The sequence below is a fragment of the Aminobacter sp. BA135 genome (assembly GCF_050859125.1).
GTDB classification, from domain to species: Bacteria; Pseudomonadota; Alphaproteobacteria; order Rhizobiales; family Rhizobiaceae; genus Aminobacter; species Aminobacter ciceronei.
Map to the genome: position 1 here is coordinate 5,389,278 of NZ_CP139572.1, position 22,207 is coordinate 5,411,484.

Sequence of the window (22,207 nt, forward strand, 5' to 3'; positions counted from 1 at the left end):
CGCGGGCCCGACAAAGGCGACAGGAGATGTCGGATGGTGTTGATTGTGACCTGTATACCTCGCAGACCGGAGAGGGTTGGGGATGTCAGGCAGCGAGTCTGAGCCGATTTTGATCTGAAGACCGCGCAACATCGATCCTGGCGGTTCTTTGTCCGGCTGCCTCGATCTCGAGACGATGGGACAGGATCGGCCATGGTCAAAAAGGTTCCATCGTATGACTTTCAGAGCGCGGTTGTATCGACGGAAACGTGTTTCAGCATCGAGATCGCGAAGGTCGAGCGTGTGATAGTCAGGGTTCGATAGCCATTTGAAGCGCCGGTTGAGGTGAACCAATCCAGCCAGTGCTCTGCCACTCACAGTCATACGGCATAGCGTCTTCGCCATCCGACACGATGTAAGGCTCGTCGCCGGGCTTGCCTCGCGAAAAGCGGATCGCACTTTCCCGGGCAAAACCGTCGAGATCGCGGGCGGCGGCGAAAACCTCGCTATTGCCATTAGCTGCCTCGATCCGGCCGAGCGCAATTTCAACCGTGACTATCGGAGGAAGCGTTTCTCGTCGGCCTTGGCTTTTTCCATACCCTGAAGCCGGAAAATTTCCTCGACGGGGATGATGTCCTTATGGACGTTGTGCACGCCACCGTCGGCGATGATGCGGCGGAAGGTGTCCTGCATGGCGGTCGTGGCGGCGCGGATGCCGTAATTCCCGTAGATCACCATGCGGATATTGCCGAGCGCCTGGATGCGGGGCGCGTCGAGCTCCGGATAGGCATTCGGCACGATGGTGAGCGGCACATCGCCATCCCAGGCGCGCGCGAAGCTTTCAATCTCGGACGGATCCTTTTTCTTGGAATGAATCAGGATCATGTCCGCCCCGGCTTGCGTATAAGCCTTGGCGCGTGCGAGAGCTTCCTCCTCACCGAGACCGGCGATCAAGGCCTCGGTGCGGGCGATGACGAGGAAGTCAGGATCGGGGCGGGTGCTGATGGCCGCCTCGATCTTGCCCCGGAATTCCGCGACCGGGAGCAATTCTTGCCGTCCGCCCGCGGCGAGGCTGGTAACCTTCGGGAAGGTCTTGTCCTCGATCACGACGGCCGAGGCGCCGGCGTGCTCATATTCGGAGATGGCATGGATCACATTGATCGCATTGCCGTAGCCGGTGTCGATATCGGCGACGATCGGCAGCGACGACCGGCTGGCGATCGCACGCAGCATGTCGAGATGCTGCGTCATCGAAATGAGGCTCATGTCCGGCAGGCCGTAAAGGGCGGAGAGCTCGAAGCCCGAGGCCCAGAGACCGTCAAAGCCCGCTTCCTCAGCCAAGACGGCCGAAAGCGGGCTGTGGGCGGCCATGATATGGACGAGGCCCCGTTCGGCTATGCGGTCACGCAGCTGCTTCGCTTTGCTCATGGGTCTTCTCGCTTTCGGAAAGGGCGGTGCAGGCTGCGAGGATGCGGCCGCAGGCGCGCTTCAACTCGTCCTCGGATGCGGCATAGGAAATGCGGATATAGGGTGAGGCCATGAAGCCGCTGCCGGGCACGACCGCGACGCCGAACTCTTCCAGAAGATGCATGGCGAAATCCATGTCACTCTCGATCACCTTGCCCTTGCCGGTCACCTTGCCGATGACGCCGGCGCAGGAGACGAAGATATAGAAAGCGCCGTTCGGAACGCGACACTTCAGGCCCTCGGCATGATTGATCTGCTCGACAACGAGATCGCGGCGCTTGCGTAAGGCGGATACGAAATCGGCGATGTGGTCTTGGTTGCCAGCAATGGCTTCGATCGCTGCATATTGCGAGATCGAGCTGGTATGCGACGAGGTCTGGCCCTCGATCGTGTTCATCGCCTTGACGAGATCCTTTGGACCGGCACCGTAGCCAAGGCGCCAGCCGGTCATGGCGCTGGACTTGGAAACCCCGTTGACCGTCAGCACCCGGTCGATGAGGTCCGGCGCGGCCTCGGCCATCGTGGCGAAAGGCACGCCATAGACGAGCTTTTCATAGATATCGTCGGAAAGGACGTGGACATGGCTGTGTCGGCGCAGGACCTCAGCCAGAGTGGCCAGACAGGCCTTGGAATAGACCGCGCCGGTCGGATTGTTCGGCGAGTTCAGCATCAGCCACTTGGTGCGCGGCGTGATCGCCGCTTCCAGGTCCTGCGGCTTCAGCTTGAAACCCAACCGCTCGGGGCAGGGGACGAGCACCGGCTCGCCGCCGGCGAGCCGTACCATGTCCGGATAGGAGACCCAGCAGGGTGTCGGGATGATGACCTCGTCCCCGGCATCGAGGCTGGCGAAGAGTGCATTGAAGACCACCTGCTTGGCGCCACAGCCGACGGTAATCTGATCGATGTCGTAATCGAGCCCGTTGTCCCGTGAGAGCTTCTCCCGGATCGCCTCGCGCAGCGGCTTGACTCCGGCAACCGGCGTATAGCGCGTCTTGCCATTGAGGATGGCGGCGATGCCGGCCTGCTGGACGGGTTCTGGCGTGTCGAAATCCGGCTCACCTTGGCTCAGCGTGACGATATCGGCACCTTGTTCGCGCAAGGCGGTCGCCTTGGCGGTCATGTCTTTTGTCTGGGAGGGGCGGACGGCCTGGAGTCTTTTGGCTAGTAGGGGCAAATGGATATTCCTCAAACCAGGGGAGTTTATGCCCAGAGCTAGATGAGGCGCCCTTTGTTCGCCAGTTCTTGCATCGCGGAATGCGGGCAAAATGATCGCGTTTTGCGATGCAATTGCGCCAGGAAATTATTTCGCTGTGCTCTCCTCCTCGGTCTTTTTCCGGCAGAGCCTTGTGAGCCAACGACAGAAGGCGCGGGCGAGATCCGGATTGCCGCTGCGATCGACCGCATAGGCCCGGTACTGCATGCCGCTCGGCGCGCGCGAGTCGGGAAGGACCTCAAGAAGCCCCTGTTTGATTAGGTCCGCGACGACGATATGCGGCGTCACCAGCAAGGTCTGGCCGGTCGTTACCGCCGGCAGCGCCAGGTAGTGATGGTCGTAGCGTGCCCCAGAGATGATGTCCGACGTCTTCAGATCCATGCCGCGGAGCCAGGTCGGCAGGATGTCCGGCCGCGCGGTGACGGCAATCAGCGGTGTGGTTCGCAGCGCTTCGAGGCCGCGGCCGGCGACACAGTCAGGCGACCCGACGCAGACGAGTTGTTCATCATAGAAATCCCAGCGATCTCCCGGTTCGGTCAGCGTCAGGTCACGGGTCAGGAGGACATCGAAGCTGTCGTTTGAGGCGGGGGCAGACAGGGTGCTGATGACGTCGACCGTGACGCCGCCCATTTCCTTCGAGAAGTCGTTCAAATTGGGAATCAGCAGCGTATAGGCGAACGTCGAGAGCGACGTCCTCACGACGAGCCGGTTGGCATCTTTCCTGTCACCGCGGCGCATCCGCTTTGCCGTAAAGAAAATCGTGTCGAGCGGCTCGGCAACGGCGTCGGCGAATAGCCGCCCGAAATCCGTCAACTGACTCAGGCGTCCGTGCCGTTCGAGCAGCTTGGCGCCGAAATACTCTTCCAATACCGCGAGGTGGCGGCTCACCGAGCTTTGGGTGATGCCAAGGGTTTTCGAGGCCCGAGTAACGCTGTTGTCTCGTGCGACCTGCACGAAAGCCCGAACAGCATTGAGCGAAAGATCCTTTTCCTCGTCCAAGATCTCACCCCTATCCGCGCGCTCATCCATCCCGATTCGGAGGGCAATTATCGAAATATTCGATACATGTCACGCGCGTGTAACAAAACGCTTTGATCTTCTGCCGCGGTATTAGTTCAGTAAGAGGTGGTTTTCCGCCGCGCTCGGCTGAAAGAGGTAAAGCACTATGGCGGCCATCACTATCGAAAAAATAGAAAAATCCTTCGGCGCCACGCCTGTGTTGCGTGATGTCTCGCTCAAGATCGCCGACGGCGAGTTCCTGACGCTGCTTGGTCCCTCGGGCTGCGGGAAGTCGACGCTGCTGCGGATTCTGGCAGGGCTCGAGGTGCAGTCCGGCGGTTCGGTCGCGATCGGTGAACGCGTGGTTGACGGCGTGCGGCCGAATTGGCGCGACGTGGCGATGGTGTTCCAGTCCTACGCGCTTTACCCGCATATGACGGTTCAGGAGAACATGGCAGTGCCGCTCCGAATGCGCCGGCTTTCCGCCTGGCAGCGCCTGCCGCTGGTCGGGCGTTTCGGGCCGGGAACGAAGGCGGTTGCCGCCGAGATCGAGATCGAGGTGATGCGAACAGCCAAGGCGCTCGGCATCGGCCATCTTCTGGCGCGCAAGCCGGGCCAGCTTTCCGGCGGCCAACGCCAGCGTGTCGCCGTCGGTCGCGCCATGGTGCGCCAGCCGGCCGTCTTCCTGATGGACGAGCCGCTCTCCAATCTGGATGCCAAGCTGCGGGTGCAGATGCGCGCCGAAATCAAGGAATTGCACGACCGCCTCGGCGTCACCTTCGTCTATGTGACCCATGATCAGTCCGAGGCCATGACCATGTCCGACCGGGTCGCGGTCATGCTCGACGGCGAGCTTCTACAGGTCGCTGCGCCGCAGGAGATTTATGCCAATCCCGATGACCTGCGCGTGGCCGAGTTCATCGGCTCGCCAAAGATCAACAAGCTCCAGGCACGCGTGCGCGATGGCGGACTGGCCGAAACTGCGGGTACGAGCTTCACCATTCCTGCGGATATTGCGTTGGGGACCGATGTTGCTCTTGGAATCCGGCCCGAGGCCTTCCACCTCGTCGAGGCCGGCGGCCACAACATCCTGACCGGCGCCGTACGCCTGGTCGAGCACATGGGCTCCGACCTTTACGTGCATCTCGACGTTCCGGGGACGCACCATCCCGTCATCGCCCGCCTGCTTGCCGAGCGTGCGCCGCAGATAACATTCGGCCGGACGCTGCATCTCGGCGTCAAACCGGAAAGGCTGCTCCTCTTTGCCGGGGACGGGCGGCGCCTGCGTCCTCACGACCACAAAAGCGCCAGCCTCGTGAAGATGAAGGAGCGCGTGCAATGAGAAGCGCCTCGTCCGCCACAGCGGAAGCGATCACATCCCCAGCTGATCGCGGCGCTTCACAGAAGGCACTGCGCCGTCACCAGATTGCGGAGATGCTGGCAGCCTGGTCGCTCGCCGGCCCGGCGCTCCTACTGCTTATCGTCCTGTTCTTCCTGCCGGTCTTCGCCGTCATTGCCGTCGCGCTTACCGATTGGCAGTTCGGGGCAAGTTCGTTCACCTTCGTTGGCCTCGCCAATTTCCGCGAACTCTTAGCCGACGAGGTGTTCCGCGCCTCCTTCGTCAACAGCATCCTTTATGTCGTGATCGTCGTGCCCGGGACCATCGTTCTGGGTCTCGCCATCGCGCTGCTCATCGAGAGCGGCAAGTCGTTCCGCGCCTTCTATCGCGCGATTCACTTCCTGCCATTCATGGCAACGCTGACGGCCACGGCGATCGCCTGGGAGGCGTTGCTGCATCCGACCATCGGACTCGTCAACCAAACGTTTGTCAGTCTCGGCCTGCCGACGGCCAATTGGCTGCGCGACGAGAACACGGTCCTGCCGGTGCTCGCCATTATCGGCATCTGGCAGAACCTCGGCTATGCGATGGTGCTGTTCTTGGCGGGCATGAAGTCCATCCCCCAGGACCTCTATGACGCCGCCGACATCGATGGCGCGGACGCCTTTCTCGACCGTCTGCGCACCGTAACGCTGCCGATGCTCGGGCCCGTCACCATGTTCATCTTCATTGTCGTGGCGCTGAAAGCCTTCGAGACCTTCGACACAGTGCAGATCCTGACCCAGGGCGGGCCCGGCCATGCCTCGGAGATGTTGCTCTACACGCTTTACCGCGAGAGCTTTCAATATCTGCGGACCGGCTACGGCGCCTCGGTCGCGGTTGTCTTTCTCTTCATTGTTGTAGCCCTCACGCTGATCCAGGCGCGTGTGATGGATAAGAAGGTTCACTACCAATGAGGGCGCAACGCCTTGCACCGCCGTCGGCCATCGTTCGCCATGCGGTCCTTTTAATCAGCGGCGCGCTGATCCTCATTCCATTCGTCTGGATGGTGTCGCTGTCGATCAAGTCACCGGGAGAAATCTTCCGCGCGTCCTTCAGCTTTTGGCCTGAGCAGTTCTATGGCATCGAGAACTACACCAAGGCGCTGACGAGTTCACCGCTGCCGCGCTACATGATTAACGGCGTCGTGGTCTGCGCCGCAATCCTGGCTCTCCAGATCGTGATCTGTGCGCCGGCGGCCTACGCACTCGCCAAGCTGGACTTCCCCGGTCGCAACCTGCTCTTCGCGCTGGTGCTGATCGCCCTTCTTCTGCCGCACGAGATGCTGGCGCTTCCGCTCTTCATCCTCGGTGCCAAGCTCGGGATTCTGAACAGTTATGCGGCGCTGGTCTTCCCTTACGTGGTCTCGCCCTTCGGCATCTTCCTGTTCCGGCAGTTCTTCAAGACGATCCCCGACGACGTCGTCCATGCCGCCAGGCTCGATGGCTTCTCTGAGCTTGGGATAGTCTCGCGCATCATGGTGCCGATGGCGCTGCCCGCGATCATCGCCTTCGGCATCTTCTCCGTTGTCAGCCACTGGAACAGCCTGTTTTGGCCGCTGATCGCTGTGCGTGATCAGAACCTAATGCCGCCGCCGCTCGGTATCATGGTCTTCAAGAACGAGGAGGCTGGGAACGACTACGGTCCCCTTATGGCGGCATCTACCCTAGTCGTCCTTCCACTCATCATCGCCTTCCTCTCTGCTCAAAGGTGGTTCGTTGAAGGGCTGACCGGGGGAGCCGTCAAGTGAAGTTATGGCGATCCCTCAACTGACGCGGATCGAAGGCTACAAACAGATGAACCGAGGAGTTGGTTATGGAAATTAACAGAAGAGAATTGCTTTCAGGTCTCACTGCACTGACAGTCTTGGGAGCTGCGGGACGATCGAGCTATGCAGCGGGCAACGGTATGCAGTTCGGCACCGTATCGTCTGCGTCACTCAAAGGAATCAACGGCACTGCAGAGCAGGAATTCGAAGCTCGCTTCCCCAGCATCGAAGTCCGGCAAGTTCCGCTGGGCGACAATTGGGAACCCGCCGTCCAAACCTTGCTGCGCCAGGCAATTGTTGGTGACAAGCCCCATTTCGTTCAGCAGGCATTGAACTATACCAAGCTCCTTACCAGCCGAAAATTGGCGCAACCGCTCGACGAGTTCATCGAAGCAGACGGAGGATGGGAAGCGCTGGGTCTGCCGGCAGCAATGAAGGAAACCGTCTCGGTGGACGGGAAGGTTTACGCCATCCCCTATGCAACGACGATCCCGGTGCTGTACATCAACCGTGATCTGGTCAAGGCTGCAGGATCTAATCCAAACAGCTTCCCAAATACCTGGGCGGAAATATTCGAAATTTCCAAAAAGATCCATGGTTCGAAAAAGGACGTCATAGGAATCAATCTTGAATATGATTCCTCCTCAGCCTGGATGTTTCAGACTTTCCTGATGGGTTATGGCGGGCGAATGATGAGCCCCGACGACTCAGCGATAATGTTTAACAGCGACGCGGGCGAAAAAGCTCTTGAGCTCATCGCCGAATTTGGTCGCTCCGGTTCCGTCGATATGTCGTCTGCACAGGCAAGGCGGGCATTCAGTGCCGGCACTCTTGGCATCAACATCCGCACCGCCTCCGGTATTCCCGGGGTAGTGAAGGAGAGCGCTGGAAACTTCGACTTCGACATTAAGGCGCTTCCGGTTCTGTCCAAGGAGGGACTAATCCCCGGAGCCGGCAATGGTCTGATGATGCTGACCGACGATCCCGAGAAGCAGAAAGAAGTATGGGAATTCTTCAAGTTTATGTTGAGCGGAGCTGGCCAGCAGATTCTGGTCGAGAACTCCGGATATATGCCAGTCAATCAGAACGTGGCGAAAGCCGGCGGCGCGCTGAGCGACTTCTTTGATGCGCATCCCTTACAGAAAGCTTCGCTCCAACAGCTTGATCGTACTGTCGATTGGTACGCATTCCCAGGCGATAACTCGGTGAAGATTTTCGATGTAATGGTCGAGTCTCAGCGCAAGCTCATTGCCGGTCAGACCACTCCAGAAGAGGCCATGGCCACTATGGTCGACGTGACAACAAAGCTGCTTGGCCGGTGAGTTGTTCCAGTGGGAGGCACGATTGCCTCCCAGCCCCAGACCACAGCGAAAATAGATGGGCGGAATGATCTACGATTCGGTGGCGGCACGGCCCCCGTTTTCCGGAAGTCTGCTGGCTCATCCGAAACAACGCAATGGATAGAATGCTAGGACGAATGAAATGAATCCCATCAATATGAGCGGAAACCTGCCCCCGCTCGTACCTCACGTTTTCGACGACATCTACCGCGCCGCGATCGCCCAGGTTCTGGATGAGGGCTCCCCTAATTCACTGATAGGTGCCCACCAATTCTGCGGTTCCGAACGCGACCGGACCGCAGGCTCGAGATTTGCGGCTCTGCGGCTACCGGAGATTCCGTCTGAGGATCGGGTGGTTGTCGCCAATGGGACGCAAAGTATTTTGTCCATGCTTTTGCATAGCCTCGTGGGGAAAGGCGGCTGCCTTGCTATCGAAGCATTGAGCTACCCGACGATGCGCCAGTTTGCCGACATCTTCGCGTTTCGCCTGAGCGCCATACCGATGGACAGTGAAGGTATAGAGCCGGAGGCCTTCGAATCGATGTGCCGCAAGGATGCGCCTTCCGCCTATTATGCGCTCCCGACCCTTCAGAATCCGACAACGGCAATCATGAGCATGGAACGGCGACAAGCAGTTGCCGAAATCTGCCGCCGCTATAATGTCGCGATCATTGAGGACGACATCTATAGTCTCTTGCCGCGTGACATTCCGCCGCCGCTCTCGTCTTTCGCACCGGAGCTTTCCTGGTACATCCTTGGCACTGCCAAATCCATGGCAGCCGCACTCAAGGTTGCCTATCTCGTTGCGCCCAAAGCAGAAGACGTACCTAAGCTGTTCTGGCCCGGGGTACGCGCGACCTACTGGATGTGCGCGCCGATCAACGCAGCCGTTGCATCCAGACTGATCGAGGGCGACGGAGCTACCTGCATCATCGATGCTGTGCGCACAGAAACGCGCGAGCGACAGGCCCTTATTGCAGCCTGCTTTACTGGTGCCGATCTCCGTACCATGCCTGAATGCCTACATGTCTGGCTTCATCTTCCGGAAGAGCGCCCGGCGGAAAAGTTCGTCGAGCTGGTGGGCTCCCTGGGGGTCAATATCAGTCCCAGCGCCACCTATGCCTTTGGTAATCGCACACCACCAAATGCGATCCGCTTTGGAACCGGGACAGCCCGCGATCGAGCCACCTTTCAACGCGGCTTGGATACCATCATCCAGGCCTACAATTGCTGAGTAACGGACATGGATACAGCGCCAAATACTAAGATCCGGACTGACCTCGATCTGGACGCGGACGGCAAGCAGGTTGGATATGTCCGGCTGCCGCTCGCCGTGCACACCGATCCGGAGACGATGTCGGATACAATTTCGAGGCCATACCCGTGGTCACCATTCGCATCGGCGAGAGCCCCCGCTGTCCTGCTGATGGCAGGTAACACGATTGCTTAGGTATTCCTGTCCTCTGTCATGCTCGCCTCGGCGATCCGATGAAGCCACTCGTGGTCTTCCTGACCGGCAGAGGGGGTGCTCGCTCGCATTGTTTATGGCGATCCACAAGGCCGTAGAAGCGACTTGCTTGACTACTGGCTCGAGGAGCAGGGGTGGCGTCTACTCACCCCGAGCTATCCTGGGGATCACCCAGTGTTTCCGGCGCGTTGCTTCACTGCCGAGCGGTTCGTTAATAGCACTCCATTAGTCGCGGTTGCGTGCTCGCCTTGGCGTACCAACTCCCAGGAAGCAACTCCATCACCAAGTCCGGAAATCATTGTCGACAACGAGCCAAGTATAAGATGCACTCCCCGCGGTTCCTCATCATCAGCTTCGATGGCTTACGTCCCGACCTCGTCTCCTCCGAGTTGACGCCGAACCTTTGCCGTTTGCAGTCGCTGGGCGTCACGCTGTCGAACCATCGCACGGTTTATCCCAGCGAAACCCGTTCGGCCTTCCCGAGCCTCGTCACCGGCGCCACCACCGGACGGCACGGCATGGTCGGCAACAAATATTTCGATCGCTCGATTTCGCCGCCGCGCTATATCGATACGTCGGACGCTGTGCTCTTGCGCAAGCTCGATCTCGAAAGCGGCGGCAAACTGATGTGTGTGCCGACGATGGGCGAAATTCTCGCTTCAGCAGGCCGAAGCCTTGCCGTGCTGGCCACGAACACGCCGGGCACGACCCGCTTCTTCCATCATAAGGCGGAGGATTTCGGGCATGTTCGTCTCTCGGGACATTTCCTGGAGGCATGCACACCTGATGATGTGTTGGCGGAAGCTGAAGCCCTTGTGGGTCCGCTAACGCCGGGGCCGCCCAAGATCGAGCCGGACAAGGCTGGGCAGGACTGGATCACGTCGGCCTTTCTCGAGGTGGTCTGGCCGAAGCATCGGCCGGATGTGACGATCCTTTCCTATGGCGAGCCTGACGTAACGTCGCATTTCCATGGAACGGGAGCCGAGGCGACTCGGGGCATCATCGCTCACTGCGACCGGCAGTTTGGCCGTGTTCTCGACTGGTGGGAGGCGGAAGGTCGTGCCGAAGGCGTACAGATCATCGCAGTCTCAGATCACGGTCATATCACCGGCCATACACGTGTCTCGGTGATCGAGAGCCTGCGGGACGCCGGCTTCCGGCCAGGCGTCGCGCCGGCGCCGGAGATAGATGTCGTGGTGGTGCCCGGACAGGTGGGCGCGCTCTATCTCGCCGAACCTACTGACGAACAGATCGTGCGGCTTGTGGCGACGATCACCAGCCAACCGTGGTGTGGACCGGTCTTCACACGTGAGCGAAACGAGATCGACGGAATAGCACCCGGCAGCCTTGGCAACCATCTGGTCCTTGCCGATCACCCGCACGCACCAGACGTCTCGTTTTCCTTCCGGGCGGATAACGGTGTCGACCTCTTTGGCCTTGACGGGAGAACCTTCTATGACAACGACCGCCGCACGGGCCTAGGCGTGCATGGCGGATTGCATCCGAAAGAGCTCGCTGCCGTCGGAATTGTCGCCGGTTCGGCATTCCCAGCGCCGGGTTCCGTCTCCATGGTTCCGTCGGGCATCTGCGATTTTGCTCCGACCATTCTACACCTTCTCGGAATTGCGCAGCCGGGCACTATGAGCGGGCGCGTTATGCGCGAAGTTATTGAGCCGGCATCGCGATCTGGCCAGAATATTCGTGGAGAGGCCTTCGAGGCCACGCTCGGCGGATTCCGCCAGGTTCTTCGGCGTGTCCATGTTGGAAGCACTACCTATATTGAGGGCGGAACGGCGGAAGCGTAGGGCTGTCCTGTTTCGCTGAGTGAGTGGCCGCTTAGCCGTCCCAACTATCCGCCTTTCCAGCCAGACGGACCTTTGGCAACCGGATTGGGATTTCGTCCGTTTGCGCATACTCGCGATTCCCCGAAACGGGCTGTGTTTTTTTGAGTAATGCGCTTTATTCAGACACGGCGTTCAATTTGGTAGTGTGGTTGAACGCCGGGCGGTTTCCGTTCTTCGCCCGCTTGCAAAACCCGTGCCGAAGGTAGAAACCCCATCGCAGTCGATCGGCCGTTGGCCCATAGGAGCGAGGCGTCTCTTCTGCGAAGCGTTCGTAGGCCGTGCTCGAGAACTGCAGATGCCAATGCCTGATCACGAAAGTCGGGATGCGTGGCCGTGGCTCGCAGGCGCCAAGAAGAGCCTTCCAACCGTTTGCTTGTGGCTTGATCCTCGCGCAAGAATGTTGCGACAGAAACGATCATGTCGCCAAGAAAGACGGTCAGGTGAAATTGTTGGGCCGCATAGGAATATACTGGTGCCGGTGCACGAGCGGGCAAAAGACCGATCCGTCGGACTTCCTCGCATTCGACTTCCTCGACAAGTCCAACATGAAGCGCATCCTCTGTCATGTACATTCGGGGGAACACGGATATGAACGAGGCCGCGCTAAGGCGGTGGTATGTGAGATCCGACAGTTCCTCGTTGATGGGCATTTTTTCCCCATGGCCTTTTCTTTTGGCTGGGCGTCATTGAGTTAAATTGCCAACGACCTCAAGGCCGCGTGTTAGAACCGCGCGATTGCTCGGAACCCCAAGACCGACACGAAAGCGCTCGGGACTTGAGTCGAAATCGACTTCGAAATCATTGCCCGACCCGATGCTGACTCCGTGATCTCGACATCTGAGTATCAGTTTGTTCAGCGTCATCCCGGGCGGCACCTGAAGCCATAGGTGATAACTGGAGGGATGGCCGGTGCTTGGCGCGAGATGTAGGATTTCCGTCGCGAGCCTGCGGCGTTCGGCGGTCTCTTGCCGCACGGTTGACAGGAGTTCTTCGCAGGTCGACGTCTCCAGCCATCGGGTCGCGATTTCGGCTACGATCGGTGCAACCATCCAATTGGTGGTGCGTACGCTAGGCCAAAATACCTCAGATAGCGCTTCTCCGCTCGGGCCGACGACGTAGGCAATGCGGAGTTGGGCGGCAAGCGATTTGCTGAGTCCCTGAATATACCAGCTCCGCTCGGGCGCATATGTTGACAGGGGCGGAGGCGCAATTTCCGGAAGCACGCCATAGATGTCGTCCTCGAAAACCTGGAGATCGGTGTCTCGGGCAATCTGCGCGATCGCCGCGCGACGCTCAGGGGACGTGATTAACGAAGTCGGATTGTGGATCGTCGGCATGCAATATAATGCGCGCGCTTTTCTGCCTTCCTGCCGGCAAACACGCAGAAGGTCGTCGGGGTCAATACCGTCATGGTCGATACTGACACCCCGCAACTGAATGCCGAGAAGCTTCGCAAGGGGCTTGATGGCGGGGTATGTGAGAGATTCTGTCAGCAGAATTTCGCTTGGACCCACGTGTTTGGCCATCAACATAATCAGCGCACTTTGCGATCCGTTGGTGAGTATCGTTGTTTCCAAAGATGGCGGTGCCCCCAACCGTCGAGATAGCCACTTTACGCCTGCGAGACGATCGCGCTCCGATCCCAAGAATCGAGGAAAGCGGATGGCCGTAGCCACATCCGTTTCGACGATCGCGCTTAACGTGGCCTCCAAACGGCCGTTAACAATCGGACACGGCGGGGGGAAGTTTCGGCCGAAGTCGATGAGCTCTGACTCTGACGTATTTCTTGATGGATCCACCAATGGCAGGATTTTGTTCATGGTTTCCTCCGTTGTGTCCTCATCCCGTTTTTCAGCATTTGCCGAAGCCCGTATTCAGCTGGCCGAGGATCGCCAAAGCGACTGACACGCATGCGGCAACAACCGAGGCGACTGGCACTGCCTTGCCGCGTATGGCGGGTACTTGAACGGGTGTTGCCACATGAAGAGCCGCAAGGACGATGAACGCAACGCACAGCAGCGTTGCAAACATGCCATCCGGAACGGCCGGTTTGCCGAGCAAAAAGATAGCCACTAGCGGCGTGTCGTAGGACACGGGAATTCCCTGGAACCGGGCGTTAGACGTTAATCCAACGTTCGCGAAATAGCTAAGCCGGAGCGCGCCGGCCATTACCAAAGAGAGGACGGCGATAAAGGACAGAAGGCTTCCATTGCCGATCAGGACGATAACGGTGGACGGAAATAGGACGCCGTGAAAGAAATCCCCGAACCCATCAAAGCTCTTCCCAAAATCCGCCATGCCTGGCCGCCGACGGTTATCCATCTTGCGGGCGACATGACCGTCCCAGTGGTCAAGGAACCACATCCAGAGCATCGATGCGGTACCAAGCTCGATGCGACCGTTCAGCGCCAGGAAAAGTCCGAGGATCGCGAACACATAGCCCGCTGCTGTAATGGCATTGGCATAGTCTCGAAGGTAGATCAGCATGGGCATACTTCCTTGACAAAGCTCTTGGTGGCGGCACCGGGCGCCGTCGGCCCGCAAGTAGAAAAAGAGGGGGCGTGCGATCCAGGTAGTTCATTCCAGAGAGCGAGTGCCATCCGTAACGTGCCTTGGCCTACTCGGCCTCCAATTGCCTTCAATCAGGATGCCGACTGACGGCTTTTCAGGCCATTGAGTGCAGCGACGACTTTCTCCAAGGCCAGTTCGATTTTTTCCGGTGGCGCTCCGAATGAAAGCCGCAGTCCTGCCTCGTCGCCGAACGTGGTTCCTGCGACCGAAGCGACACATGCTTCCTCAAGAAGGATGCAGGCAATATCATCCACCGTCCGGATTGAGCTCGTCCTCGACAGCCTGGCGAGAAGCAGCGTGAGATCGAGATAGAAGAAGAACGAGCCATCGGCACGCGGTGGTGCGACGTCTTCCAGCTTTGAAAGGATTCTTAGTCCCGCCTTCCGTATGGTGGCGAGGCGCTGATGCATCTCCCGTTCATAGCTACCGTCGCCGAGTTCGAGGTGATGCAGTATGGCGTGTTGAGCAATCACATTCGCATTCGATGTGGTGTGGCTTTGAAGCTTCTTGGCCACAGCGACTATCTCCGGTGGTGCCGCGAAATAGCCGAGGCGCCACCCGGTAATAGCCAGCTCTTTGGAAAAGGCATTGACCAAGATGGTTCGCGAACGAATGCCCGCATGAGCCATGGTGATCGACTGATGACGTTCACCTGTAAAAACAAAACCGGAGTAGCACTCGTCGGAAACGATCCAAAGGTCGTAGTTTATTGCAAGATCACCGATTTCCTGGAGGGTCGCCCGGTCGTACACTGCTCCCGTCGGATTATTCGGCGAGTTGATGATAATCGCCATCGTCTTCGGCGTTACGGCGCCCCGGATGGCGCGGATTTCAGGAATATAAGAAGGCGGTTTGGCATCCACGAAAACAGGCTTTGCGCCGGCCAGGCGAACCTGTGATGGGAATGTCGGCCAGCAGGGACGAATAATGATGACTTCGTCGCCTGGATCGAGGAGCGCCAAGGCGGCGTCTAGCAGGCCCTGTTTCGCACCTGCGGTGATGACGATGTTGTCAGTGTCCCAGGCAAGCCCGGTTTCATTCGACAGTTTTTTGGCAACGGCTCTGCGGAGAGACGCGAGGCCGATGGATTCGGTATAACGGTTTACGCCGGCATTTATGGCGTCGATCGCACCTTCGCGAACCAGTTCCGGTGGTTCGGTGATCACCTCGCCGGCGGCCAGGTCCACAATCTCGCGGCCTTGGGCTGCCGCTGCCTTAACTGCTTCCCGAGCTGCCGCGGTCCCTGGTCCGGAAAGGAGAGAAATTCGTTGCGCCAACATGTCAGTCTCCTGTTGTTCGCCTCTGCCAGGCCTCAGCCTTTAGAACCGCTCGCAACCAGGGGGCGGGCTGCCGTCAGGCCTTCTGGCGCGAAGATCCTTTCGGCGATCAGAAGATCCTCCTCGCTGTCAATCTCGTACCATTTGAGATCGTCGCACCGGGCCGCCGCGATCTGCAGGCCCTTCTGCTGAACCAACTGAGATAGCAGCTCCTCGATGTAGGATTTAACGGCGCCAGCGCCGATGAGAGCATCGAGGTGCGGGATGATCGTTGTGCGCAGATCCTCGCCGGAAAGGCGGATGAGGTTAATGGTCTTGAACAGCTGCGGTGAACCGTCTGTTAGGTTTGCAGCGGTCTGTCCCATTCGCACTTCGGCAATATATCCGTGATCCGTCAGGATCACGGCGGAACCTTCCATCGATGCGCCGAACGGGGCGACGGCTGCTACATTTTTTGCCTCGCTTATTGCGAGGCAGTGAAGCGCGTCCGGCTCAAAAAAGACATCACCTTCGAGAAGATAGGTATCGCCCATCAAGAGGGCGTGGCGTGCCAGCCAGAGCGAATAGGCGCTACCGGTTCTGTCGAAAACATCGGATTCGACATAACTGATGTCGAGACTTCCGAAGCAGTTGCCGCAGGAATATTCGATTGCGTCCTTGCGATAGCCGACGACGATAGTGACCGCTTCTACACCAACCATCTCGAGGTTTCGCAGTGCGTTGTGGAGGATCGGAGTGCCATTGACTTCAACCAGGGGCTTTGGCCGCAAGTCGGTCAGCGGTCGCAGACGCGAGCCGAAACCAGCGGCGAGAATAACGGCTTGCCTTGGATAGATGTCGGTCATTGGTTATCCCTTGGTGCGGTGCCTTTGCGGACTATTCGTAGTTCCCATGCGCTGAAGCCGGCAGCGAGACAGCCCAGGCCGGGTTCGGGCTTTTTAGGCGGAATGCCATAAAGCCGCGCTGCCCGTGGGCTGATACAGCCCGACCGGGTATTGTGGCGATCAACGCCCTTTCGGATGCGTCGATCGTCCTCCGCAAATCGTCGAGACCAGATCGCTCCAGATTTCGCTAGCCGTCAGATCGACGATCTCCGGCTGGCGTCCCTGGCAGCCTTTTGGCGGCGCGCGCCGCCGCCGTTCCCGAGGATTTTAACAAGCGTGTCCGTTGCGCCAGCACGGGCGCCTCCATCCATCTTTTTCGAGGAGCCGCTCGCCGTGGTCCTTGGCCGTCCACTGCCCGCGGAAGGTATTTCTCTTCTGCCGCCGAGAGCTCGCCGTAGTTCATCAGTTCGAACAGTTTGTCGAGCGTTGCGACTTCAAGCATGTGCGCTCCCGTTTTCGTTTTGCTTTTTCAAAAGACGGGCTGGGCCTGCTACCGGACGCCGGTCGCCGTCTGCGGCAGATATTTCTCTTCCGCCGCTGAGAGTTCCTGGTAGTTGAGCAGATCGAAGAGTTCGTCGAGCGTCGCCACCTCGTCCTCGATACCGGCGATACTTTCTTCGCGGAGGATGCGGTCGCAGACCTGGCGCATGGCCGAGATCGCCGCGCGCATGTTATGGTTCGCCCAGATGACTGTGGAGATTCCGGCCGCCCGATACGCGGAGACCGGCGTGCGATAATATTTCGTAGGCACGATCACGACCGGAAGGCGGTTCTGCCAAGCGCGCGTGAAGGCGAAAATCTGCTCAGCGTTGGACTTGCGGGAATGAATTAGAATGGCATCGGCGCCCGCCTCAGCGTATGCTTGCGCCCGCGCCAGCGCCTCATCCTCTCCGTGGCCGGCGATGAGCGCCTCGATCCGGGCGACCAGAACGAACTCCGCATCCGGCACTTGGTCCTTCACTGCCTTAAGCCGGCCGCAGAACTCGGGAATATCGGCCAACGGGTGCCGATCACCGACGAACGAGTTCATTTTCGGGAACGCCGTGTCCTCAAGACATATGCCGCTCGCACCATGTTGGCGCAGCTTGCGGGCGACCATACGGGCATTGTTGAAGTTCCCGAACCCGCTGTCCCCGTCGACGAGGACTGGAATGTCCACCGTGTCGGTGATTCGCTCAACGACATCGACGACTTGGGACCAGGAAGCTTCGTTAGCATCTCGGTATCCGAGGCTGGATGAAATCGAGAGGCCGGACGCCCAGAGCGCCTTGAAGCCAGCGCGCTCGGCAATCGCCGCCGAAAGGCCGTCATGAGCCTCCATTGCGAAGGCGAGTTCACTGGACGCGATCATTCGGCGCAAGCTCTCTCCCATCTGCGCAGACTGCCTCTCCACCATGCGGTCTCACCTCCACCGACGCTATCCAGCCGACAAGCCTGTCATCGCTGCCGCACGAAGTACTTTCAGAGGCGAACCGCTCTGCCCACCGATCGGCGATCTGCCACTGTCGTGCACCCACACAGAATCAATGAAGCAAGGCGCGTGCCGAATTGGCGTACTACCTGCGCCGCACCAGTTCTCCATACCGGCGAGCCAGGTCCCCTCTCGACCATTTGTCGGGCTTCCGACATCCTCGTCCAACTTCCGACACAAGAGGGGTCGCGGGAGTGGCCATTCGTCTACGCCATGGCGGCCGTTCCGAGGCTGCCGATCAACGCAAGCGAGATGGCCCAGAGAATGGCAGACCGGCGGTCCGTGCAGGCAAGGTGACGGACGGCGTTGGTCTTCGATCCGGTAATCATCAGGCGGCTTGACTATATTTCCATGCCGCATGGACGAATTGTCGAGCATCGGCACGCGAAATTTCAACACCCCCAGTGGCCGCCCCGAACTTCAAGCCTTGACCTAACCAAGCGACTTGTTGATCGCTGGAATGATCTTGTCTCCCCAGAGCTCAATCTGGCGCAGCATCGTCTTTTGGTCGAAATCTCCCAATTGGGTCTGAATAGCGATCTGGTCCGGCTTCAGGATACTTATCTCTTCCAGCAGGCGATCGATGACGCGACTTACGCTGCCGATCGGCAGGTTCTGGCGCATGGTCTCGAACGACAGATCCTGCTGCGTCGGTGTTTCCTGCAGCAGATAGCCGTCCCGACTCTGCTGGCGGCGCTGATGAAGTGCTTCAGATAGCCGGCGCTGGAAGCGGGCGTTGTCGAGATAGCTGTCGATCTCCGCCTGATCGTCGCTGGCATAGCAGCAGCGCAGAAGCCCTATCTTGGCGGCGGTGACATCCTTGCCCCGCGAAGCCGCCGCCGCCTCGATGGTCTCACGCAGCGCTCTCACGTTCTCCAAGCCGTTGTGGAACACCGTCACGAAAAGATTGTGGCCCTCACGATAGGCCCGACACATGCTTCGCGCGGACCCGCAGGCGATCCAGATCGGTGGGGCTGGCCTTTGGATGGTGCGCAGCGAAATCGCCGTCAAAGGTATCTTCTCATACTGGCCAGTGTGCTCGAAGACCTTCTGGTTGAGGCCCTTGAGAAGGATATCCAGGTATTCGGCAAACACGGCCGGCGCCTCGTCGACATCGACGCCGAAGCGCTCGAACTCGAACTGCTGGTATCCCGAGCCGACGCCGAGTTCGAGGCGGCCGTTCGAAACGATATCGGCAAAGCCGATCTCGGAGAGCAGGCGCTGCGGTTGATATAGCGGCAGCACACACACGCCGGTGCCAAGGCGAATGGTGCTCGTAAGGCCGGCACAGTGTGCCACCATCATCAAGGGCGAGGGAACCAGGCTGTAATTGTTGAAGTGGTGCTCGGCGAACCAAGCGGTGTTGAAGCCGGCCTGCTCCGAAGCGATTGCCTGTTCTATGGAGTTACCGATGACGCTGTCGCACGATTGATGATAGCCTCGCTGGGCCGCCAAGATGAATGTCGCGAATTCCATGGCGTGTCCTCGTTTACACAAAGTGGCCAATCAAGCCTTCGACTTGTGCCGATTGCGGGTGGGCCTCGGTATCGATCCGGCCTGGCGGCGACGCAGTGGACGATCTTGCGCAAAGCCGCTTATCGTTCGGCGGCCGCAGGCAAGCGCCAAAACTTGGCTAGTGGTTCGGCCCTGATAACGAGTTTTCCGTCACCGATGAAGACGATCACTTGGCAAGCCGCGCTTGGCACGTGCCATGCAGCCGCAGTCTCAATCCTCGAACCTCGTCGGCTTCGACGAACCGCAACCCGTCGCCGGCGAACATTCCGTTGGATCTTCTTGATCGGTTGGCTGGGCGTTTCGCGCGTCAGCCAACGAGGTCAAGCCGCCGTCCACGTAGAGGGTCGAGCCGTTTACGTATGAGGCATCAGGCGAGGCCAGAAAGAACACTGCCTCGGCGACGTCTTCGGGCTCTCCCATCCGGCCCATCGGGATGCGCCGTGTGATCGCTACGGAATCGATGCAGCCGGACTCGACCAACTGAGCAATGTCAGGCGTACGGATGTAGCCAAGAGCGACGGTGGCCGTTCGAATGCCGACCGACCCGAGTTCGGCCGCCATGCACCGGGTCAGAATGTTCATACCCGCCCTGGACGCCCCATAGGCATGGCGCGGCACGAAGGGCAGGAAACTATTGATCGATCCAAGATTGAGGATTACGCCGCCGGCGTCCATCGACTTGATCGCCTCGCGCGCGCAGGTGAAGGTGCCGGTGAGATTGACGTCCAGCACCCGCTCGATCTGTTGCGGGATTTCGATCCCTCGCACAAACGTATCGGCAACAGCAGCACAGTTGACGAGGGCCTCTATGCGACCGAAGCGCCCCCGTATTTCCTTGAACAGCGCCACCACCTCGCTCTCGACCGCCACGTCGACGGATTTCGCCATGTGCCTGCCGCCCAGCAAACCAGCGAGTTCTGCCGCCCCAGCACCATCTTTATCTGCGATCACGACTGTGTCGGAGTTCGCGGCGAAGCGGCGAACGACGGCGGCGCCTATACCGTTCGCGCCGCCCGTCACGACCACTGTGCGCGCGCCGGTTCGTTCGGCCGGCCGGAAGAGTTCGGCTCGAGGCGTCTCGTCGACCGGCGGGTGCGCGTCGCCCGGCTGGTTGAACGACATCCAACCGCCGTCGACCGTCAGCACCGATCCGGTGATGTAGCCCGTCTGTGGGCTGGCCAAAAAACGCACGGCCCGAGCGATCTCGTCGGGGCGCGCCATTCGACCCATCGGCACGCGGCGGCGCACGGCCGCGAGGTCCATCTTTCCCGCGCGTTCCAGTTCCGCCATCATCGGCGTGCGCACGTATCCTGGCGCTACCGCCGTTACGCGGATGCCGCGCGAGGCCCACTCGCATGCAAGCGACCTCGTGAGAGCGATCAAGCCTGCCTTCGAGCTGGCATAGGCGTTGCGCTTGGGATTGCCGAGCACGCCCGCCAGCGAAGCGACGTTGACAATGGCAGCGCCGGGCTGCATGCGCTTCGCTGCTTCGCCGGCCATGATGAAAGGCCCGATCAGGTTTGTTGCCAGCACGCGTCGGAAGGCCTCGAAACCGGTGTCGACAGTCGCAGCCATGGCGGGTCCTATCGCCGCGTTGTTGACGAGAGCATCGATTTTCACAAACTGCGCTTCGACGCGACCGTATAGCGCGATAATGTCCTCTTCTCGCGAGACATCGCATTCGAGGCCCAGATGCGGATGGCCGAGTCCGTCGGCCAGTTCAAGGACGCCGCTGCCAGGAAGGTCCACCGCAACGACGATGTCTCCATCGGCGGCAACGATATCGACCAGCGCACGGCCGATTCCGCCTGCCGCTCCCGTCATGATGACGACGCGTCCTGTCTGCTTCATATGAACCTCTCCGCAGCCAGCGTCAGCGATCTCGACGCGAGCCAGCCGGTCGCGGCATTGCAAGACGTCCTGGTGACCGCAAGTTTCCATACCGGGCAGACGTGTTGCGTTCCGGGACCGCTCCCGCGATGCGGCTCTCCAGTTGGGACCCTTGGAAAGCATTGTGGTGACATGCATTGCATTTTCATTTTGATGACGAGCTGCGGCGCTTCCTGAGCGCGTAAACCGGGTCATTGGGATGCGCTGCTCCGATCGGTTGCCGTAGGCCGAACCGTTCTGCCTCGGGGACCGCTGGTGGGGTCTGCTCTTCGAACCAATCGTAGACGACGGTCCGTTCGGCAATGCGCCACGCCCCTTCCCTCTTCTGAAACAGGTCGCAGTAACGGCCGCAGAGAAGCACCTGGCGTGCTTCTCCGTCGTTGTCCGGTCCGCGTTGCAGCGCGGTGAAATAGCTTTCAACCACGGCCTCCGCCGGGTCGATGAATTCGATCAATACGTTCGTGATCTGGTGGATTAAGCGCGGTCCGGTCTTGAAGAGACCAAGCGCAAACTCAAAGAAGCCCTCGGCTGAGCCGCAATAGGCACCGTGATTGTCCTGCGCATCGGGCCAATACGCACTGCGCAGCGCAGCCTCATCAGCGCGGTCTATGCCGCGGCAGTACCAATAAAGGCAGTCGCGGATCGCCTCGCGGTCGCGCATTTCGGTGATTTTTGCCTGGCCCATCGCTCTGTCGCAAATTTTGAGATTGGAAGAGGCGCTTCGTGCCTCTAGGTGCGTGTAAGGACGAACCGATCGGCAACTGAAGAAGCCAGAACGGAGACGAACTTCACGCGTCGCGTGCGTGTCATTGAGGTCTCGATGCCGGAGAGGAGATAGGCAGGGAAGCGGCCGGACAGCTTGCCTTGCGGTGTGGGGCCACGTCTCGTCGATTCCACCTAAGCTTCCCCAGCTCTTGGTTGCATGGCGGCTGGTTCGAACCGCGCGGCCGATGTGCGATCGATTTCCAGCGCACTTTCGGGGCAGGATCGCACCGCCCGTGACGCGAGCAGTTCGTCCCCTTGCGCGACATTGATGTCGCCAAGCAGGACGTAGCCCTCATCATCAAGCTTGAAGATGTTCGGAGCTTGCGCCCAGCATCGTGCGTGACCCTGGCATTTGGCTTTGTGGACGACGATGTGCAT

20 protein-coding genes are annotated in these 22,207 nt (G+C 59.6%); 6 read left to right on the plus strand and 14 right to left on the minus strand.

The window, feature by feature from the left end; translation table 11 throughout:
• Nucleotides 1-534: 534 nt before the first annotated feature.
• The 3 genes from SLT36_RS26180 to SLT36_RS26190 form a co-directional block, all read right to left on the minus strand.
• Nucleotides 535-1,350: an isocitrate lyase/phosphoenolpyruvate mutase family protein gene (locus SLT36_RS26180; protein ID WP_432284966.1), complete on the minus strand. Its 816-nt coding sequence runs from the start codon at nt 1,348-1,350 to the stop codon at nt 535-537.
• 31 nt (nt 1,351-1,381) lie between these two features.
• Nucleotides 1,382-2,566, minus strand: coding sequence for a pyridoxal phosphate-dependent aminotransferase (locus tag SLT36_RS26185; RefSeq protein ID WP_081709753.1), 1,185 nt, complete (start codon nt 2,564-2,566; stop codon nt 1,382-1,384).
• A gap of 180 nt (nt 2,567-2,746) precedes the next feature.
• Complete coding sequence (locus tag SLT36_RS26190) at nt 2,747-3,658, minus strand: LysR family transcriptional regulator (protein WP_027056533.1); 912 nt, start codon at nt 3,656-3,658, stop codon at nt 2,747-2,749.
• Nucleotides 3,659-3,824: 166 nt separating this feature from the next.
• On the opposite strand from SLT36_RS26190, the gene SLT36_RS26195 reads away from it, so the two are divergent.
• The 6 genes from SLT36_RS26195 (at nt 3,825) to SLT36_RS26220 (ending at nt 11,417) form a co-directional block, all read left to right on the plus strand.
• Nucleotides 3,825-5,000 carry an ABC transporter ATP-binding protein gene (locus tag SLT36_RS26195; RefSeq protein ID WP_432284967.1) on the plus strand — a complete coding sequence of 392 codons (1,176 nt, stop codon included), beginning with the start codon at nt 3,825-3,827 and terminating at the stop codon, nt 4,998-5,000.
• Between the two features lie 92 nt (nt 5,001-5,092).
• Nucleotides 5,093-5,953 (plus strand): carbohydrate ABC transporter permease, encoded by an 861-nt coding sequence (locus SLT36_RS26200; protein ID WP_432288499.1) that lies wholly within the window; start codon nt 5,093-5,095, stop codon nt 5,951-5,953.
• Nucleotides 5,950-6,786, plus strand: a complete 837-nt coding sequence (locus SLT36_RS26205) for a carbohydrate ABC transporter permease (protein ID WP_432284968.1) — start codon at nt 5,950-5,952, stop codon at nt 6,784-6,786. The genes SLT36_RS26200 and SLT36_RS26205 overlap by 4 nt, the downstream gene beginning before the upstream one ends.
• Before the next feature lie 65 nt (nt 6,787-6,851).
• Nucleotides 6,852-8,126 (plus strand): extracellular solute-binding protein, encoded by a 1,275-nt coding sequence (locus tag SLT36_RS26210; protein WP_432284969.1) that lies wholly within the window; start codon nt 6,852-6,854, stop codon nt 8,124-8,126.
• Between the two features lie 160 nt (nt 8,127-8,286).
• Complete coding sequence (locus SLT36_RS26215) at nt 8,287-9,378, plus strand: PLP-dependent aminotransferase family protein (protein ID WP_432284970.1); 1,092 nt, start codon at nt 8,287-8,289, stop codon at nt 9,376-9,378.
• Nucleotides 9,379-9,935: 557 nt separating this feature from the next.
• Nucleotides 9,936-11,417 carry an alkaline phosphatase family protein gene (locus SLT36_RS26220; RefSeq protein WP_432284971.1) on the plus strand — a complete coding sequence of 494 codons (1,482 nt, stop codon included), beginning with the start codon at nt 9,936-9,938 and terminating at the stop codon, nt 11,415-11,417.
• A 158-nt stretch (nt 11,418-11,575) separates the two neighbouring features.
• Here the strand turns inward: SLT36_RS26220 and SLT36_RS26225 are convergent, their stop codons facing one another.
• The 11 genes from SLT36_RS26225 to SLT36_RS26275 all read right to left on the minus strand — a co-directional run bounded on the left by SLT36_RS26225 (nt 11,576) and on the right by SLT36_RS26275 (nt 22,207).
• Nucleotides 11,576-12,106 (minus strand): hypothetical protein, encoded by a 531-nt coding sequence (locus SLT36_RS26225; RefSeq protein ID WP_432284972.1) that lies wholly within the window; start codon nt 12,104-12,106, stop codon nt 11,576-11,578.
• 33 nt (nt 12,107-12,139) lie between these two features.
• Nucleotides 12,140-13,276, minus strand: a complete 1,137-nt coding sequence (locus SLT36_RS26230; RefSeq protein WP_432284973.1) for a PLP-dependent aminotransferase family protein — start codon at nt 13,274-13,276, stop codon at nt 12,140-12,142.
• Nucleotides 13,277-13,307: 31 nt separating this feature from the next.
• Nucleotides 13,308-13,943 carry a CDP-alcohol phosphatidyltransferase family protein gene (locus tag SLT36_RS26235; RefSeq protein ID WP_432284974.1) on the minus strand — a complete coding sequence of 212 codons (636 nt, stop codon included), beginning with the start codon at nt 13,941-13,943 and terminating at the stop codon, nt 13,308-13,310.
• 155 nt (nt 13,944-14,098) lie between these two features.
• A complete protein-coding gene (locus tag SLT36_RS26240) occupies nt 14,099-15,307 on the minus strand; it encodes a pyridoxal phosphate-dependent aminotransferase (protein ID WP_432284975.1) in 1,209 nt (402 codons plus the stop codon).
• A gap of 32 nt (nt 15,308-15,339) precedes the next feature.
• Nucleotides 15,340-16,149: a phosphocholine cytidylyltransferase family protein gene (locus SLT36_RS26245; protein WP_432284976.1), complete on the minus strand. Its 810-nt coding sequence runs from the start codon at nt 16,147-16,149 to the stop codon at nt 15,340-15,342.
• Nucleotides 16,150-16,375: 226 nt separating this feature from the next.
• Nucleotides 16,376-16,630, minus strand: coding sequence for a hypothetical protein (locus SLT36_RS26250; protein ID WP_432284977.1), 255 nt, complete (start codon nt 16,628-16,630; stop codon nt 16,376-16,378).
• A 48-nt stretch (nt 16,631-16,678) separates the two neighbouring features.
• Complete coding sequence (gene aepX / locus SLT36_RS26255) at nt 16,679-17,539, minus strand: phosphoenolpyruvate mutase (RefSeq protein WP_432288500.1); 861 nt, start codon at nt 17,537-17,539, stop codon at nt 16,679-16,681.
• 552 nt (nt 17,540-18,091) lie between these two features.
• Complete coding sequence (locus tag SLT36_RS26260) at nt 18,092-19,135, minus strand: LLM class flavin-dependent oxidoreductase (RefSeq protein WP_432284978.1); 1,044 nt, start codon at nt 19,133-19,135, stop codon at nt 18,092-18,094.
• Between the two features lie 249 nt (nt 19,136-19,384).
• Nucleotides 19,385-21,025: an SDR family oxidoreductase gene (locus SLT36_RS26265; RefSeq protein ID WP_432284979.1), complete on the minus strand. Its 1,641-nt coding sequence runs from the start codon at nt 21,023-21,025 to the stop codon at nt 19,385-19,387.
• Nucleotides 21,026-21,209: 184 nt separating this feature from the next.
• The gene (locus tag SLT36_RS26270; RefSeq protein ID WP_432284980.1) at nt 21,210-21,749 is read right to left on the minus strand and encodes a nuclear transport factor 2 family protein; all 540 of its coding nucleotides are present in this window, start codon (nt 21,747-21,749) and stop codon (nt 21,210-21,212) included.
• A gap of 212 nt (nt 21,750-21,961) precedes the next feature.
• Nucleotides 21,962-22,207 (minus strand): ferredoxin, encoded by a 246-nt coding sequence (locus SLT36_RS26275; RefSeq protein WP_109671367.1) that lies wholly within the window; start codon nt 22,205-22,207, stop codon nt 21,962-21,964.